The following is a 15,684-nucleotide window of genomic DNA, read 5'->3' on the forward strand; positions in this document are numbered from 1 at the left end:
AGGATACAAATTAGCTTAAAATTGTCAATGTTCCTTAGGAAATTGGATTGAATCTTGAAAAATTATATGCACCGTTCAAAAAATCTAACACAAATTGTGCAGTTATTCTAAACAACTCAAGCATTCTGCTCTTTTCGTTTTCTCTTGCTCTGCTGCAATATCCATCAACAATATTTTCCAAAATAATGCATCCAGACTTTACTGAATCACTGTAACAAAAATTAAACCAATCCCTATATCTATTATTTTTCTTGAATCTATTTTTCATGCTATCAACGACAGTCTCGTATATAAACATGCAAGAATACAAAACCGTCATAGCCTCATAGGTATTACTATGCGAGATGGATAAAAGAAAATTAGTGAAATTAAAACACTCAAGAGATTTCTTTTCGCGACTTATACCGTACATAGTAAAGTAGTAGTCATATAGCATTCTATTAACAGTCACTACTCTTTGGGCTACTTCAGCAAGCGAGATAATACTACTATAATCTTCCATTTTGGATGCAGTAATTAAGGTGGTACGAATATAATCACCTAAGAACAACGTCTTTTGTTGAGCATAGAATTTGAAGTTCTCTATATTTAGGGTGTTATTCGCTAACTCAACATTAAAAGGATGCTCAATTATATCCTTTAAAAGATTTGACCCGTAACAGCTCCTAATTATGCCACTGAACACTGTAGTTACCGATAAAAGATCAAGTTAACGTAAATAATCCGCTGCTAATATTCTTTGCTAGATATATTAGAGTAATATGCCTCATCCCAAAACATTATTTCTAATTCCAGCCCTTTCTTAAAAAACTCATACATCCTCTTTTTTTCACAGTCACTAGCTTTTTTATATAGCTTATTTGTAATATCAGTAACCTCATCAATTACAGCATTTACTGTTTCGCTACTATAAATGTTGATCCACTCTTTGTATTTGTTATTTTTAACCCCTTTAGTTGTTATCTCATTTACCATATGGCGTATAACGATTTGGTATATGTTAAAGCAAGAATAAGATGCTACTAAAGCTTCATTAACAGAATTGTGATATGCGGCACTCATGAAAAAGTCAGTAAAGGCAGAACAAGCTCTTGACTTTTTGTGATCATCAGATAGATCACAATCTTCAAAATATTTTTTATACTGTTCTCGAACATAAAATGCTCCTTGTGCCAAATTGATTAAACTACTCATCATTTCAATATCATCAACTCTAGCTGCAACAATTAAAAAAGCACGAGCGCAATCTATACAATACAGAAAATCCTGCTGAAGGTAGAATTTGAATTTTTCATAATCTAATGTATTATTTATCAATTCAACATTAAAAGGGTGTTCTTTTATTTTATCAATAAGATCAGAAAACTCTTTTACAATTACGTTGTACAGTTCTCCTTCTATTTCGTTATACACTTTATAAGCCTCACAATAAAAATTGAATATAAAAATTATTACTAATGTGGTATAATTATTATGAAAAAGCGTGCTATGCTTTAACAATAAGCTAGTATATAAATATGGGGCTGTAAATCAAAAATTTTAGCAATCTAAAGAAATTTTACTATTACCTTCTATATTGAATTCTCTACAAAGATCAGCAGATAAGTCCATGTTTTCCCAAGAAAATCCACCGTCCCTTTCCGACTGTTTACCAAAATGTCCATAACAGGCTGTACGTTTATATATAGGATGATTAAGCGATAAATGCTTGATTATGCCTTTTGTTGATAAATCTATATTATTCTCGATAAACTTTTTAATTACTCTTTCCTCTACCTTATTCGCACCAAATGTATCAATATAGAATGAAGTAGGTTTTGATACACCAATTGCATAAGAAAGCTGCACAAGAGAACGTTCAGCCAAACCTGCAAAGACAATATTTTTAGCAAGATATCTTGCCATATAAGCCGCAGATCTATCAACTTTGGTTGCATCTTTTCCGGAAAACGCTCCTCCACCGTGTGGAATATAACCTCCATAAGTATCAACCATAATTTTTCGTCCGGTTAATCCACAATCACTAACCGGTCCACCAATAACAAATCTACCAGTTGGATTGACTAAGAGATTTTCCTCAGGACACATCCATCCTTCAGGTAAAGATGAAACTATGTAAGGGTAAATTATTTCTTTTACTTTTGATTGATCCAAATCCTCAGGGTGCTGTATTGAGACAATAATACTTTCAGCACGTACCGGGAGGTTATTCTCATATGCCAAAGTGATTTGTGACTTTGCATCTGGACCAAGTTTTGCTTCTTTAACTGCGCTCATGATATTTTTCAGAATCGAGTGTGCATAAAAAATGGGTGCCGGCATAAGGTTTTCTGTCTCTGTTGTTGCATAGCCATACATTATGCCCTGATCTCCAGCACCTTGATCCAACCCTATTGCAATGTCATTTGATTGCTCATGCAGCAATATATTTACTTTCACTTTTCTCCAGTGGAACCCATCGTGCTTGTAACCAATATCTTTTATTGTATTCCGTACAATACTTTCAATCCTGCTATTTTTGATGTTAGGCCCAAACACTTCCCCAGCTATAATAACGTTATCTTTGGTGACTAAAGTCTCTATTGCAGCTCGCGCAAAAGGATCAGTAAAAAGGTACTCATCAAGTATTGCATCTGAAATTTGATCTGCTACTTTATCTGGATGACCAGCCGCCACTGATTCACTGGTTACTAAATTTTTATATAAACTCATGTTTTTGCTTATACAATATCAAAACCGCTATAGAAAACACAGTTAGTAACTACTAAATGGTGGGTCTGGGAAGAGTTGAACCTCCGACCTCACGCTTATCAGGCGTGCGCTCTAACCACCTGAGCTACAGACCCATGATTTATTCAAGCTGAAGCTTTCATATTATCTGTAGGCACGATATCAATAAAAGTCTTTTTATTTGCTGACCTTCTAAAGCTGACCCAGCCTTCTATTTTAGCAAAAATCGTATGATCTTTACCTATACCAACATTCTTCCCAGGATGGAATTTTGTGCCTCTTTGGCGCACAATTATGTTACCAGGAATAACCTTCCCATTCTTCTTTATTCCTAACCTACGACCTGCTGAATCTCTACCATTACAGGAACTACCACCTGATTTTTTAGTTGCCATATCTTACCTCTTACTTTTGAAGACTAATTTCATTTATACGAAGAACAGTTATATACTGCCTATGACCAGTTTTCCTACGGTAATTTTTTCTTCTTTTCTTCTTAAAGATTATAATTTTTTCCCCCCTGCACTGCTCCAACACTTCAGCTTTAACAGTAGCATTAGATGAATAAGATAAGCCATTATTTGAAATACAAATCACCTTATTGATTTCCACCTCTTTTTTTTCTTCAGCTTCTAACTTCTCTACCTTTATTATACTACCTTCTTTTACTAAATATTGCTTTCCACCAGTCTCAATTACTGCAAACATGATAAATATAAATTATTGTTATTAACTTTAATCGTAAACGATGTCATATACGCTGTCAATATAAATAAAAAGCATGACTTAACGTTCTTTTTGAGCTACTAAAATACTTCTATCTGTTTTCATCTTTTATCTACCTTTTCTCAGACAGTAGACTTCTTGCATAACCTAAGCAGAAAAAAGGCAAATAGTTATTATAGCTCTAAGTTTACCGACACCGTCATGCAAGTAGCCCCTTCTCCTGTCATTCGAGTAGCTGACACTGGTTCCTTTATGACGATGTCATCCAAGTGTCAGCTACTCGGATGACAAAAAAAGGAGCACTAGGATGACATCATCCTTTTTTGGGATTCCAGTGTCACGCACTGGGATGACAGCAGTCCTACGTCATACCGCCGCGAACCGTCATACCGCGATTCATTCGCGGTATCTCAGCAATAGATCCCGCTAACAAGCAGCGGGATGACGATTGTCGTTTAGCCATAAACATTAAGGAATTTACCAAATGAAAAAAAAGGCAAAAGAAACCCTAGTCATTGTCTATTTTCAGTATTGGCGTTTTTTAAGTCTTAAACACTGCAATTTAGCTGCTTTTAATTGCAACTAACCTACGCTGCAAATGTTTAGGAAATTTACTAAGCAGAAAAAAAGACAAAGAACCCCCGAGTTAGCTAGTCTTTTACTATCTCTGTCGAGTATTGGCATTTTTTGATGTCTTGTAACGCTTTATAAGCGCGTTCAGCTTATTTAGATAAAAATCTAGATGTAGATGAAGTTTTGTAAAGACATACAGTATCTATATACTGCAAAAAATTAAACATAAGACGCCGATACATTAAGTAATCCTTACCTTTTAATCTGCAGATTGGCGAAAGCAAATACAATAGCTTCACTGTTATGATAAGCATACGCGTCAAGTTAAGAGATTGTGAGCAAATTTAGAGAGGTTAAAGTGGATACTCTAGCCCTTCTACGTTTGTCTTTTAATGAAAATCGCGACCAAGTTATAGTGAGTTTTTTAAGAAATGCTTTTAAACTATTAATTTTGGTTAATACTAAAAATAACTCTCTAACCCGCCTTTTTAGCTCAATAAATGCCTTTGTTAAGCTAAGTTCTGTATTCTTTTTCACTTCTGTGCAACCAACTATGCCGTGAAATATAAGAATTGCGCACAATTTAGCATATAGTTCACATAATACTCTGCATGGCTTTCCTTTTAGCTTATCAAGCCTGATATGGCTTTTATACAATTTAAATAATAACTCAATTTGCCACCTTACTCTGTAAATCGTTAATACTTGCTCAGCACTAATTTTATTTTCTGGAACATTAGTTATAAATATTGACCAGTTCAACAATTTTTGATTTCTTTTAGAGGATCTGCGATCTTGCTAATCTATTAGCTTTCCTTCTTCTGCCCATAGACTGTTCTTCAGTTAGTTTCTGACATATAATTCTTACTCTAATTTTTGCTTCTTTTCCTAACAATACCTCGTTTTCTAAAAATATAGCATTTCTCATAATAGTCCGAACAGGTCATAGGAAGGCAGAATCAACAGCACGACGAAAGGATTCGAATAGAGGAATGTTTTTCCTGGCTCTGTTTTTTATAGCAAACCAATGATGCTCAATTTTGTTGAAATCTGGAGAATAAGGCGGCAGATACAAAATTTCTGCACCAACCCCTTTAGCAAGCTCGATAATCTTATCAGACTTATGAAAAGTAGCATTGTCAAGAATGACAGTCTGTCCAGGTTCCAAGATCGGTGTCAAAAATTGCTCAAACCATCCATTAAAAACATCCATATTACAGTGGCCTTCAAAGGTTAACGGAACAACTATCTTTCTTCCACTTAAGGCTGCAACCATACTGATTCGTTGAGTTTTCTTTCCAGATTTTAAGGCATAAAACCGCTGTCCTTTCTGGCAATATCCGTAGGGGTAGTCTTCGGTGTTATCAATGCCAGACTCATCTATATACACTAAGTTTTTAGGTTCTTTTGTCGCTATAATTTTCAAAAATTCAGCACGTTTTTCTTCGTTTCTTTCCTTGTATCCATATGTCTTTTTTTGCGCGTAAATCCAATTTTTTTAAGGGCTCGATAGATCGTTTGGATACTAACGTTGTTCCAAAGTTTAGCCATTTCCGATAGAGTCTTTCCTCCGTGTTCTCTGGCAAATTTGGCAAAGGTATCCCAGTCGGTAATTTTGTGATTGTAACCCCCATTTCCAAGTTTTTTTGATTGAAAGTCTCCTGTTTCTTTTCTTCTTTGCTGCCACTCCCATAAAGTAGTTCGTCCAATCTTAAATCTTGCTGCCACTGTTTCTCTGCTTTCTCCTTCGTCTAGCGCTTCCATTGCTTTTTTTCTTAAATCATAACTATATGCTGCTGGCATTCAACCTCCTTATCATCATCTACCCTTATCCTATCACATCCGGACTTTTATGGAAAGAGCTATAACTTTAAAATCATAGAAAATACTGTCGAAAAAGCTTGTTCGTGTAAAACTCAACACAATGGATTTTCTGAAAAGTTTTCGAGTATATTATATTTTTAATTTGTAGAATAAGGTTTTTTCCTTTTTGCATATTTCACCTAAAAAGGACACATTTTAGACTTCTTTGTTGAAATAAAACAGAAACAAAAGTGCTGTCCCTTGCACTCTTTGGATAATTTAATGATAAAAAATTTGGAGAGAAATTTTATACACAATCTCTGACATTTTTCCTTAAGTTGACGCCATTGTGTGAACGGTTACGGTTTCCCGTCTTCACCATGCTATATAGAAAAAAGTCTGGATTCCAATTTGCATGACAATATGGAGTATCTGCTTCTTTCATCCCAGTGGGATCTTTTATTCTATTTTATCAACAGTTTGTTTTGCAGTATCAAACAATTTTAATCCTATAATCCCGAATGTAACTAAAATAAAGCATATTACTTCGAATAAATTAACTGGTTCATCAAATAGGTAAACTCCAAGTATCGAAGCTCCTATAGCGCCCACTCCAGTCCAAATTGCATAGCATACTCCGATAGGTATAGAACGTGTAGCGAGCGAAAGTAAATATGTACTAAGAGCCATGGAGAGTATGCTAATTATTGATGGTACGAGATGAGTAAATCCATAACTATGCTTAAGTGTTATGACCCAGAACACTTCAATTAGTGACGATAAGAGTAAATATATCCAATTCATGCATAAACTTTAGGTTTAAATAGAGAGCTTTAGCCCTATGGTTCCTATTACAATTAAAACGATACATAAAACTTGAGATAAATTAATATTCTCTGTGAAAGTGGTTGCACCAATTATAATTATTCCAATTGTGCATATTCCAGAGGAAACTGCATAGCATACTCTAATAGGTAGAAAGCATGCTGCAAGAGATAAAAAATAAATGCTAATGATCATAATTACCAATGTTGCAATCGAAGGCACAACTTTAGTAAAACTGTTACTAAACTTTAGTGTTACAGCCCACAGTATCTCTAGGATACTAGACAGCAACAAATATACCCAGCACATTTTCGTAACATTTCAATCTTGTATTGTAACAGAAATTGTTAGTTAAAACTACACTAAAGTGCAATAGATCTCTCTTTCGGAATTGCTTTAATATCAAACTTAAAACAACATCCTAAAAAACTTTTCTACGAAATTCAATTCCTGCACGTCATTTGCTGCATAAAGTGGTGTAGTTTGTTGCTCAATACCTGGTATTTCTACAAAAACTTTGCCCACTTCTTGACCTTTTTTAATGGGTGCAGGTATCATATCTTTATATTCAATACGCACCTTAATTTGGTCATGCAATTTGCGGTTGTAAGTTATGGTAACATCGTTTGCAACTGTAATAGGCACTTTTCTATCTTTTCCATAGAGAACATTTACTTCCTCAACTACGCTGTCTTTAACGAATATTTTCTTAGTGTTAAAATGATTTAAGGAATATTGTATCAATCTTTTTGCTTCTTCTATTCGCTCTTTCTCAGTGTTTAAACCATTTACGACAGCAAAAATTCTCCTATCATTTCGTTTTGCAGATGCTACAATGCCGTAACCACCAGCATTTGTATAACCGGTTTTTAAGCCATCAACCCCAATATCGTGAAAAAGTAGAAGATTTTTATTCTTTTGTACAATTTCATTATATGTCAAATATTGTTCGGAAAATAAATCATAATATTCAGGAAAATCGGTGAAAATCCTTTTTGCCAGCATTACCAAGTCTTTTGCGTTCATAAAATGATCTTCATCTGGCCACCCGCTTGAGTTGACAAAATGACTGTCATTCAGATTCAAATTTTGTGCAACTTCATTCATTTCAGCCACAAAATTCTCTTCTGATCCTGCAATGCCCTCGGCTAGTGTTATGCAGGCATCATTGCCTGAGACTATTGTAATTCCTTCAAGTAATTCCCTCACCGTAACGGATTGACCTTCTTTCAAAAACATAGAAGAGCCTCTCCTTTCCCACGCTTTTCTACTTACTCGAAATTTATCCTCCATGTGTATTATTCCAGCTTTTAGATAATCGAAGGCTATATATAAAGTCATTAGCTTGCTCATTGAAGATGGGGCCATTTTTTCATCAGAATTATGGTCAAAAATGAATGAGTCTGAAGCTAAATCTAAGACTACTGCTTGCTTTGCTTTGGTTCTAAACTGGTATGAGTATGAAGAAAAAGGAAGTATAAAAACTAATAGCAAAATTACCAATCTGCTTAACATATCTATAATTTTAAATTTATAGTGTACTAATTAATAGTATAATTTTACAGGGGCATTTCAATAGATCTCTTGCATAAAAATTCCTTGACAAACCTCGCCAGCCCCCTTATCATGAAACTGAAGCTATTTATTTATCTTCTCCGTACAGATTAAATGACAAAAAAACTCACGTATCTGGCGTCTCATGTTTAATTTTTTGCACTATGTGCACCTTATGTCTTTATAAAATTTCTAGGTTTTTACCTAATATAAGCTAAAATGCGCTTATAAAGCATTTAAAACATAAAAAAACGCCAACTTAAAAAATGGATAGTGAATAACTAGCTACCCTAGGGTTTCTTTTGCCTTTTTTTCTGTTTAGTAAATTTCTTAAACATTTATGACTAAAGGTTAGTTGCATTAAAAAGTAGCTAAATCGCGGTTATTAAGTGTTTAGAATAAAAAAACGCCATACTTGAAAGTATAATGTAAGTAATTAGCCAACCACGGGGCTTCTTTTGCCTTTTTTTTCGTTTGGTAAATTTCTTAAATATTTGTGGCTAAACGACAATCGTCATCCCGCTACGTGTTAGCGGGATCTCTTGTTAGCGGCTGAGATACCGCGAATGAATCGCGGTATGACGGTTCGTGACGGTATGACGGTTCGCGGTGACATGACGATAACCTCGTCATCCCGCTACTTGTTAGCGGGATCTATGTTAAGGTATGGCGGTTAAATAAGGGATCTATGTTAAGAGATACCGCGAATGAATCGCGGTATGACGGTTCGCGGCGGGATTCCAGTGTCTGGGCACTGGGATGACAGGAAAAGGGGCTACTTGGATTACAGCAGATCACCTCTTCACAAAAATTTTATCAGTAATACGCATATCAATGATACTCCAATCGCTGAAAGTAAAATCAGTTGTATTTTGCAAGTGGTTTAAATAGTCCCATGCACTATAAGGATTATCTTCAGGCAGTTTCACTGTGGAACCGTTATCAAATATGATATTCCATCTTCTATTCCCTATATAAGCAAAAGAGGAAATGTGGTCACTTAATTGAGTTTTACTCTCTAACACATCTTTAACAAATTCTAGGTTTGATAACGAGTTTTGTCCTGTAATTACAACAAGATCATCTACTGGATAGTCATCTACGATCACTTTGCCTTCGAAATCAATTACCGAGGTCTTGTTATTGTCTTTCCAGAGAGCAAACGGTTTATGTTCATCTATATTAATGTGTAGGGTATTAGGTAAAATTCTGTGAACTCTTACGTATTTTATCCATCTGCTTACGGATTGTATGTTACCGGCAAGTTTTGAAAGTGATATATACAGGATAGGTTGCGTTCTATCTGTCAAACTTAGAATATCCTTTTTGTTTGTAAATTTATTGCCGCTCACAACTACTTCGTCGATTGAAAATCCACTACTGAGTAATAAAATGGATAGGCAGTCATTATACCAAGTAAAGTAGTAATTAAATCGATTTATTATTTTATCAAGTGAGCTGTAGAGTATTAGTGTAAGAAAAAGTGCTGTGATAATAACCAAGGCACACTTGCGCAAAAAACTCCTTTGGCTTCTAGTAACATTGCTCAACATGACTTAAATCCCTAATATTTTTGTGCTGCTTCAATAATAATTTTAACTAATTCATTAAAATTGATTCCTTTTGCCAATTTTGCAATTTCTGGCACTAATGATAACTCAGTAAAGCCAGGATGTGTATTAATCTCAAGCATTTTTAAAGTGTTATTTTTGGGATTATAACGGAAATCTGAGCGGGAAATAGTTTTGCATCCTAAAAATTGATGAATTTTCAGTGCATGTTCCAAGGTCATTTTATATATATTGTCAGGAATTTCAGCAGGAAATATATGTTCTGCAAATCCATCTGTATACTTTGCTTCATAATCATAGAATTTATTTTTTGGTCGTATTTCTATAGTGCCAATTGCTTCATTTAGCAATACAGCAGTATGTAACTCTACACCTGGAATGTATTCTTCTATAATCATCTTTTCCATTATAGTAGAACTGTTATCTTTCAGTTCTAAGTAATCCTCGTGCGAGAAAATTATGTGCACTCCAATACTTGAACCTTCGTTAATTGGTTTTAAGACGTACGGATAATCAATTTTAATATTATTTTTTAGTACATCTTCTCGGCTAATTACATAACCTTTTGGAGTGTCGATACTAAGGGATCGAAATATATGCTTTGACATCACTTTATTCATAGCAACAGCAGAAGCCATAACTCCTGAGTGTGTATATTTTATACCTAAAATCTCCAGTAAACCTTGAATGCAGCCATCTTCACCATAAGGTCCATGCAGAGCGATAAAAGCAAGGTGGGGATTAATTTTTTTAAGCTTTTCAGCAATGTTGCTGTCAACATCTATTTCTATTGCATTATATGAAAGGCTATCAAGCGCCTTTTTTACTGCTTTTCCACTCATAAGCGATACTTCTCTCTCACAAGAAAACCCACCACTTAAAATTGCTATAGTTGGAATCATGGGCATTCTATGTTTTACTATATAGCATATATAAAAGATGCTCTTATCTTCAATAGAAAAAACGCTTTGAAAAATTCTATAGCTCTATCCTATGCACAACTGTACAGACATTGCAATTTGCAGGTGGTGTCATTCCAGTCTGAAATCCAGCTTTTTCATAATCATCAAAACGTTGTATTTTAACATAAAACGGCTACTTTTATACTTAATAAAATTCCTGGATCCCAGTGGGCTTTGTTGCATCGCTCTTCGGATAGTAGGTAACGCACAATAAATTTATGAAGCTATCTCAAATTTAGCCATACCAATATCAGTGAACTTATTGAGCAAATAGCATTTAACAAGTAGTTCCTTCTCTCTATTTGTCTCAGATTTATTCCTAAAACTAAACCCGAATGTTTGTTTCAGTCGCGAGAAAAAACTTTCTATATAAGATCTTTTTCCATAACTCATCTCTTTTTTCCACTTCTTTATACCATCTTCATCATATGACTTTATGAGCTTGACTGCAGAATTTCTCTCAGCCATATAGTCTAACTTTGGATGCTCTGCTGCGTTGTTTTTCGGAGGAATTTTCGTTTTTATACCATATTGATTACACAGCTTATAGAGCTTTTCTCTGTCATATGCCCTATCTGCATATAGTACTTTTATGACATACTGAAAATCGACTTCTTTTAGCAAATCACAAGCTCCATAGTGATCAGCCGTTACTGTATTTTACAGCTATGGCTTTTTTGCTGTTTGTATTCAACATTACATGCAATTTTCTTGTCTGTTCATAGCTGCGATACTTTCTATCTTCGCTATTTTCTTTGCTATGACCAGGAGTGTTGTTGTATATACTAATTCCTGTACTGTCTATAGCAATTTCGATATCTTCCATATTATTTTCTGCAATCATTGATCTTAATATTGAGTTTCTTAAACCTTCTTGATGATTGTGAATAGCTGATAACTTGCAAATTTTTCCCAATTTGCTCAAGGTATCCTGCTATAAACCCAACTGTTTGCCTCAGGCCTATTCTAAATAAACAAGTTATTATGTGCACTAAAATTACAACTTTATCGCTATAAATATTGTTGCCACCTGGTATTTTTGGACCATTCTCGTACCACTTTTCTATGGCTTCGTTGATATAATGAAAAATATTTCCTCTTTTTTCTAGAAATTTGTTATATTCGCTATGGTTACTGACCCTCATTTTTTGTGGCATATTTTTTCTTTCAAGGTTAAATGGCTATTTTATAATGAATTTTGTCAGTAGCCACCAGATTTTTTCAGTTGCTATGCAACAAAGCCATCCCAGTGTCAAGCACTGGGATGACACCGTCATAAAGGAACCAATGTCAGCTACTTGGATGACATCATCTTTTTTTCTGGATCCAAGTAGTCAGAGCACTGGAATGACATCATAGGGGCTCGGATGACAAAGGAGAGCTACTTGCATGACACCATCTGCCACCTGCAAATTGCAATGTTCGTACGATTGTGCGTCACGCGTTGGAATGACAAAAAAGAGTGAGTTGCTAGTTTTTCATATGGTTATGCAAGGAGTCTGATCTTTTTCTTTGTTAATATTACTCTAAATTTTCGTCAAAATAAGCTGTTTTATCCTTTTTTTCCTTATACTCTTCTGCAGTATAGAGGGGTTGCTTTTTAGCTGTGATATTTGGCCACTTTTGTGAGTATTCTACATTTATATCGTAAAATAACTTGAAAGTTTTTTGTTCGCTGCTCAGCAACTCTTCATCTAGTTCTAAAATATCTTTTATGGAATCATCAGTTACAATTGCATCTACTGGACACTCAGGTATGCACACTCCGCAATCAATACATTCATCTGGGTTAATCACGAGCATGTTTTTGCCTTCATAGAAGCAGTCAACGGGACATACTTCCACGCAGTCTGTATATTTACATTTTATGCATTTGTCTGTAACAAAATGCGTCATAAAACACTGTATATTTGTATTATCTTGGGTACACTAAATTGATAAGAAATTCAAGTCTTTTATGAAGATAAATAAATTGAACAACAAAGAATTAGAAGTATGGTTAAGCTTGGCTAGAACTATAGGACCAATAAAGTTTTTTAGTATACTAAGAACACATGGATCGCTAGATGAGGTGTTGAAATATCTCAATAGGGTGGCTAATAATAAGGTGTATGGCATTCAAGATGCACGAGAAGAAATCAATAATGCAGAAAGAATTGGAGCTAAAATTATACCCGCATGTGACCCAGATTACCCTGATCTTTTAAGAAATATCTCTAGTTGTCCTCCTGTAATAACTGCGCTTGGTGATATATCATTATTAAGCCGTGAGATAATTGCAATAATCGGTGGGCGTAACTCTTCAATGAATGGAAGAAATTTTGCCAATAAGTTGGCACTTGATTTAAGCGAAGCTGGTTTTGTTATTGTTTCTGGACTTGCAAAAGGAATCGATACTGCAGCAAACAGTGTAATATACAAAAATCATCCCACTATTGCTGTTACAGCAAGCGGAATTGATGTGGTGTATCCAAAAGAGAATTTTGATCTATACAAAAAAATCACTGGGAACGGTGGGTTAGTAATTACTGAGCTTCCATTTGCTACTAAACCAAAGCCTCAATATTTTCCTCAGAGGAATCGAATTATATCTGGTCTATCGCTGGGTGTTGCAGTGATTGAAGCATCGAAACGTTCTGGCTCTCTAATAACAGCAGATTTTGCTTTAAATCAAGGGAGAGAGGTGTTTGCAGTTTCTGGTTTCCCTTTAGATTCACGCTGTAGTGGTAGTAATTATTTAATTAAAAACGGTGCTAAGCTTATCGAATCCGCTGATGACATAATAGAGAGTATTAGGTTTAGTTTACCTCCGCAGCAAAAAAACCTATTTGATGTTGAGCACCATTTTGTTAACCAAAAACAAGAAAAATTACAACAGGCAAAATCTGTTATAGTTGATCATATTAACTCTGTACCTGTTGATATAGATGAACTTATATTAGCAAGCGGACTTTCTACCAACATAGCTCTAATGGCTCTTTTGGAACTAGAGTTGGAAAACAAAATAGAGCGTTCACCGGGGAATAAAATATCGTTAATTTTCTAGATTACTTTAGCTATACTAGATGTTCGTACAGATATATGCTTGACACTGGAATGATGACATTTATCATAGGATTCTTAGTTGCTGATTTTAGAATTGATAAGAGAAAACTTTTTTTCAACTTGTTGTATAATTTTATAAAAGTGATCGAAATCTAAGCTTGCACTGCCAATTAAAACTCCTGATAAATTTGAAATATTTAACAAATTTTCTATATTTTCTGAACTAACTGAACCACCATATATAATGTGTTTTTTACCAGTACACAATTTTATTACCTCTATCACCTCAGTAATTGCATCATTATTTGGCATATGACCTGTACCTATTGCCCATATTGGCTCATATGCTACGGTATATTTACCATGTGTTGGCAAACGGTTTTTACATTGATATTCTATTACCTCATTTGTTTTTCCACTTTTATAATCTTCTGAATTTTCACCTACACAGATAATTGGGTGTAAGCCTAATTCTATTGATGTTTTGGACTTAAGTTTTATTTCACTATCTTTTTCATTAGCCCTTTCAGAATGCCCCAGTATTACGTAAGTACACCCTAGTTCTTTTAACATTTCTGCGCTAATTTCACCTGTGTAAGAACCGGACTTTTTCTGATGGCAATTCTGTGCTCCTATATTAATATTATTGTTCAACTCTATACTGCTTGGAAATGACGTAAAAGGAGGGCAAATTACTAATTTAGAGGTAATTTCGTTGCTCTTGTCGTTAAGTTTGCCTATAAAGTCAACAAATGAAGAACGCATTCCATTCATTTTCCAATTTGCTACTATTAAAAAGGACATCAACTTTACTTATATGAGTGAGAGTGCCGGCTGTCGGACTTGAACTGACAACCTACTGATTACAAGTCAGTTGCTCTACCAATTGAGCTAAGCCGGCGTTAAACACATTAATAATATACAATTATCAATGAATTTTCGTCAACTAATTTTTAAAATACTGTATAATGAAAATAATATGAAAAAATTTTTACTGAAGCCAAAAAAGAGTCTAGGGCAAAATTTTATTTTATCGAGTGAGATAACAAAAAAAATCGTCGCTTTAGCTGGTAGTCTGGAAAATTTTAATGTCATTGAAATTGGTCCTGGATATGGTGCATTAACAAGAGAAATATTGGTGCATAATCCAAAGTCTCTACTTTCTATAGAAAAAGATAGAGATTTAGTAAAACACCATGACCAACTGCTAAATGAGCATCAAGGAAAGTATAGAATTATAGAAGCGGATGCACTGCATGTTACAGAAGAAGAGCTGATAGAGCGCCCAGTTAAAGTTATTGCTAACTTGCCTTACAATATCTCGGTAGTGTTATTTTTAAAGTGGTTAAATAATATAAAATTTTTTACGAACTTGACATTAATGTTTCAAAAAGAGGTAGCAGATCGCATTACGGCAAGACCCAATTCTAAAGATTATGGTTCCTTATCAGTGCTAAGCCAGTTACTATGTGATATAAAAAAGGAATTTGATATTGAACCTAAAGAGTTTTTTCCAAGACCAAAAATACATTCTTCAGTAATTACAGTAAATCCTTTGCCTACCCCAAAGTTTGTAGTAAACTTGGAAACCTTAATAAAATTAACACGTGCTGTTTTTGCTCAAAGAAGAAAGATGCTGAGAAATAGCTTGCAAAATATAACGAACCACGCTGAAACTGTCCTTGAAAACGCTAAATTGAGCGGAAACCAGCGTCCAGAAAACTTAACTATTGAGCAGTTTTGTTTGCTGGCAAATAATGTAGAATGCTTATTTTGCAATAAAATGTATTAGCAACCATATAGCTTTTCTATCTCCTAAAAACAGTTAGAGCTATACAATTAAAGGCTCCTAGCTAATTTTGCCTATTGCAATTTAATTAATTGGCGTATAAGCT

At 34.5% G+C, this 15,684-nt stretch carries 17 protein-coding genes, 2 tRNA genes and 3 pseudogenes; 2 read left to right on the forward strand and 20 right to left on the reverse strand.

The genetic code is table 11. The features are described from left to right. Nucleotides 1–34: 34 nt before the first annotated feature. The 18 genes and pseudogenes from AAGD87_RS01770 to AAGD87_RS01850 all read right to left on the reverse strand — a co-directional run bounded on the left by AAGD87_RS01770 (nucleotide 35) and on the right by AAGD87_RS01850 (nucleotide 12,640). On the reverse strand, nucleotides 35–685 hold the full coding sequence (locus tag AAGD87_RS01770) for a TenA family protein (RefSeq protein ID WP_264339253.1): 651 nt from the start codon (nucleotides 683–685) through the stop codon (nucleotides 35–37). Between the two features lie 44 nt (nucleotides 686–729). Next, a complete protein-coding gene (locus AAGD87_RS01775) occupies nucleotides 730–1,413 on the reverse strand; it encodes a TenA family protein (protein WP_038249063.1) in 684 nt (227 codons plus the stop codon). A 126-nt stretch (nucleotides 1,414–1,539) separates the two neighbouring features. Beyond that, on the reverse strand, nucleotides 1,540–2,712 hold the full coding sequence (gene metK / locus AAGD87_RS01780; protein WP_341817685.1) for a methionine adenosyltransferase: 1,173 nt from the start codon (nucleotides 2,710–2,712) through the stop codon (nucleotides 1,540–1,542). A gap of 57 nt (nucleotides 2,713–2,769) precedes the next feature. After that, a tRNA-Ile gene (locus AAGD87_RS01785) sits at nucleotides 2,770–2,846 on the reverse strand. 9 nt (nucleotides 2,847–2,855) lie between these two features. Then, nucleotides 2,856–3,125: a 50S ribosomal protein L27 gene (rpmA, locus tag AAGD87_RS01790; protein ID WP_006279564.1), complete on the reverse strand. Its 270-nt coding sequence runs from the start codon at nucleotides 3,123–3,125 to the stop codon at nucleotides 2,856–2,858. A gap of 10 nt (nucleotides 3,126–3,135) precedes the next feature. Continuing rightward, the gene (gene rplU, locus AAGD87_RS01795) at nucleotides 3,136–3,438 is read right to left on the reverse strand and encodes a 50S ribosomal protein L21 (RefSeq protein WP_006279565.1); all 303 of its coding nucleotides are present in this window, start codon (nucleotides 3,436–3,438) and stop codon (nucleotides 3,136–3,138) included. Between the two features lie 915 nt (nucleotides 3,439–4,353). Further along, a pseudogene (locus tag AAGD87_RS01800) lies at nucleotides 4,354–4,945 on the reverse strand (transposase); the annotation flags it as partial. Nucleotides 4,946–4,972: 27 nt separating this feature from the next. Then, a protein-coding gene (locus AAGD87_RS01805; RefSeq protein WP_264705388.1) for an IS630 family transposase occupies nucleotides 4,973–5,832 on the reverse strand; the annotation gives its coding sequence in 2 pieces (ribosomal slippage) (nucleotides 4,973–5,508 and nucleotides 5,508–5,832; 861 coding nt in all). A gap of 62 nt (nucleotides 5,833–5,894) precedes the next feature. Continuing rightward, nucleotides 5,895–6,025 (reverse strand): annotated as a pseudogene (locus AAGD87_RS07755) (IS4 family transposase); the annotation flags it as partial. Between the two features lie 266 nt (nucleotides 6,026–6,291). Continuing rightward, nucleotides 6,292–6,636 carry a multidrug efflux SMR transporter gene (locus AAGD87_RS01810; RefSeq protein ID WP_341817686.1) on the reverse strand — a complete coding sequence of 115 codons (345 nt, stop codon included), beginning with the start codon at nucleotides 6,634–6,636 and terminating at the stop codon, nucleotides 6,292–6,294. Nucleotides 6,637–6,651: 15 nt separating this feature from the next. Next, entirely contained in the window at nucleotides 6,652–6,951 is a 300-nt protein-coding gene (locus AAGD87_RS01815; RefSeq protein ID WP_341817687.1) for a DMT family transporter, read from the reverse strand. Between the two features lie 114 nt (nucleotides 6,952–7,065). Next, nucleotides 7,066–8,172 carry a D-alanyl-D-alanine carboxypeptidase family protein gene (locus AAGD87_RS01820; RefSeq protein WP_010082605.1) on the reverse strand — a complete coding sequence of 369 codons (1,107 nt, stop codon included), beginning with the start codon at nucleotides 8,170–8,172 and terminating at the stop codon, nucleotides 7,066–7,068. Between the two features lie 833 nt (nucleotides 8,173–9,005). Further along, entirely contained in the window at nucleotides 9,006–9,764 is a 759-nt protein-coding gene (locus AAGD87_RS01825; protein ID WP_341817688.1) for a cell division protein FtsQ/DivIB, read from the reverse strand. Continuing rightward, a pseudogene (locus AAGD87_RS01830) lies at nucleotides 9,745–10,690 on the reverse strand (D-alanine--D-alanine ligase). The gene AAGD87_RS01825 and the pseudogene AAGD87_RS01830 overlap by 20 nt, the downstream one beginning before the upstream one ends. Before the next feature lie 270 nt (nucleotides 10,691–10,960). Next, a complete protein-coding gene (locus AAGD87_RS01835) occupies nucleotides 10,961–11,368 on the reverse strand; it encodes a transposase (protein WP_007548764.1) in 408 nt (135 codons plus the stop codon). A gap of 19 nt (nucleotides 11,369–11,387) precedes the next feature. After that, nucleotides 11,388–11,588, reverse strand: a complete 201-nt coding sequence (locus AAGD87_RS01840; protein ID WP_010082383.1) for a hypothetical protein — start codon at nucleotides 11,586–11,588, stop codon at nucleotides 11,388–11,390. Then, complete coding sequence (locus AAGD87_RS01845; RefSeq protein ID WP_007548762.1) at nucleotides 11,572–11,901, reverse strand: transposase; 330 nt, start codon at nucleotides 11,899–11,901, stop codon at nucleotides 11,572–11,574. Before AAGD87_RS01845 ends, AAGD87_RS01840 begins: the two co-directional genes overlap by 17 nt. A 364-nt stretch (nucleotides 11,902–12,265) precedes the next feature. Beyond that, nucleotides 12,266–12,640: a ferredoxin family protein gene (locus AAGD87_RS01850; protein WP_010082601.1), complete on the reverse strand. Its 375-nt coding sequence runs from the start codon at nucleotides 12,638–12,640 to the stop codon at nucleotides 12,266–12,268. A gap of 61 nt (nucleotides 12,641–12,701) precedes the next feature. Between AAGD87_RS01850 and dprA the strand changes: the two genes are divergently transcribed. Continuing rightward, nucleotides 12,702–13,790, forward strand: coding sequence for a DNA-processing protein DprA (dprA, locus tag AAGD87_RS01855; RefSeq protein ID WP_264339300.1), 1,089 nt, complete (start codon nucleotides 12,702–12,704; stop codon nucleotides 13,788–13,790). Nucleotides 13,791–13,864: 74 nt separating this feature from the next. On the opposite strand, the gene AAGD87_RS01860 is transcribed toward dprA, so the two are convergent. Next, complete coding sequence (locus tag AAGD87_RS01860; RefSeq protein WP_182309892.1) at nucleotides 13,865–14,593, reverse strand: triosephosphate isomerase; 729 nt, start codon at nucleotides 14,591–14,593, stop codon at nucleotides 13,865–13,867. Between the two features lie 24 nt (nucleotides 14,594–14,617). Then, nucleotides 14,618–14,690 (reverse strand) — tRNA-Thr (locus AAGD87_RS01865). 78 nt (nucleotides 14,691–14,768) lie between these two features. Here AAGD87_RS01865 and rsmA point away from each other — a divergent pair. Continuing rightward, nucleotides 14,769–15,581 (forward strand): 16S rRNA (adenine(1518)-N(6)/adenine(1519)-N(6))-dimethyltransferase RsmA, encoded by an 813-nt coding sequence (rsmA, locus tag AAGD87_RS01870; RefSeq protein ID WP_264339302.1) that lies wholly within the window; start codon nucleotides 14,769–14,771, stop codon nucleotides 15,579–15,581. The last annotated feature ends 103 nt before the right edge of the window (nucleotides 15,582–15,684 follow it).

Origin of the sequence: Wolbachia endosymbiont (group A) of Pherbina coryleti (assembly GCF_964026875.1) — a bacterium.
Lineage (GTDB): Bacteria > Pseudomonadota > Alphaproteobacteria > Rickettsiales > Anaplasmataceae > Wolbachia > Wolbachia pipientis.

What these genes read in the sequence shown, in the direction of transcription:
- AAGD87_RS01825 (WP_341817688.1), bottom strand. Translation starts at nt 9,764, where the DNA reads ATGTTGAGCAATGTTACTAGAAGCCAAAGGAGTTTTTTGCGCAAGTGT.
- AAGD87_RS01820 (WP_010082605.1), bottom strand. Translation starts at nt 8,172, where the DNA reads ATGTTAAGCAGATTGGTAATTTTGCTATTAGTTTTTATACTTCCTTTT.
- AAGD87_RS01850 (WP_010082601.1), bottom strand. Translation starts at nt 12,640, where the DNA reads ATGACGCATTTTGTTACAGACAAATGCATAAAATGTAAATATACAGAC.
- dprA (WP_264339300.1), top strand. Translation starts at nt 12,702, where the DNA reads ATGAAGATAAATAAATTGAACAACAAAGAATTAGAAGTATGGTTAAGC.
- metK (WP_341817685.1), bottom strand. Translation starts at nt 2,712, where the DNA reads ATGAGTTTATATAAAAATTTAGTAACCAGTGAATCAGTGGCGGCTGGT.
- rplU (WP_006279565.1), bottom strand. Translation starts at nt 3,438, where the DNA reads ATGTTTGCAGTAATTGAGACTGGTGGAAAGCAATATTTAGTAAAAGAA.
- rsmA (WP_264339302.1), top strand. Translation starts at nt 14,769, where the DNA reads ATGAAAAAATTTTTACTGAAGCCAAAAAAGAGTCTAGGGCAAAATTTT.
- AAGD87_RS01810 (WP_341817686.1), bottom strand. Translation starts at nt 6,636, where the DNA reads ATGAATTGGATATATTTACTCTTATCGTCACTAATTGAAGTGTTCTGG.
- AAGD87_RS01860 (WP_182309892.1), bottom strand. Translation starts at nt 14,593, where the DNA reads ATGTCCTTTTTAATAGTAGCAAATTGGAAAATGAATGGAATGCGTTCT.
- rpmA (WP_006279564.1), bottom strand. Translation starts at nt 3,125, where the DNA reads ATGGCAACTAAAAAATCAGGTGGTAGTTCCTGTAATGGTAGAGATTCA.
- AAGD87_RS01840 (WP_010082383.1), bottom strand. Translation starts at nt 11,588, where the DNA reads ATGATTGCAGAAAATAATATGGAAGATATCGAAATTGCTATAGACAGT.
- AAGD87_RS01845 (WP_007548762.1), bottom strand. Translation starts at nt 11,901, where the DNA reads ATGCCACAAAAAATGAGGGTCAGTAACCATAGCGAATATAACAAATTT.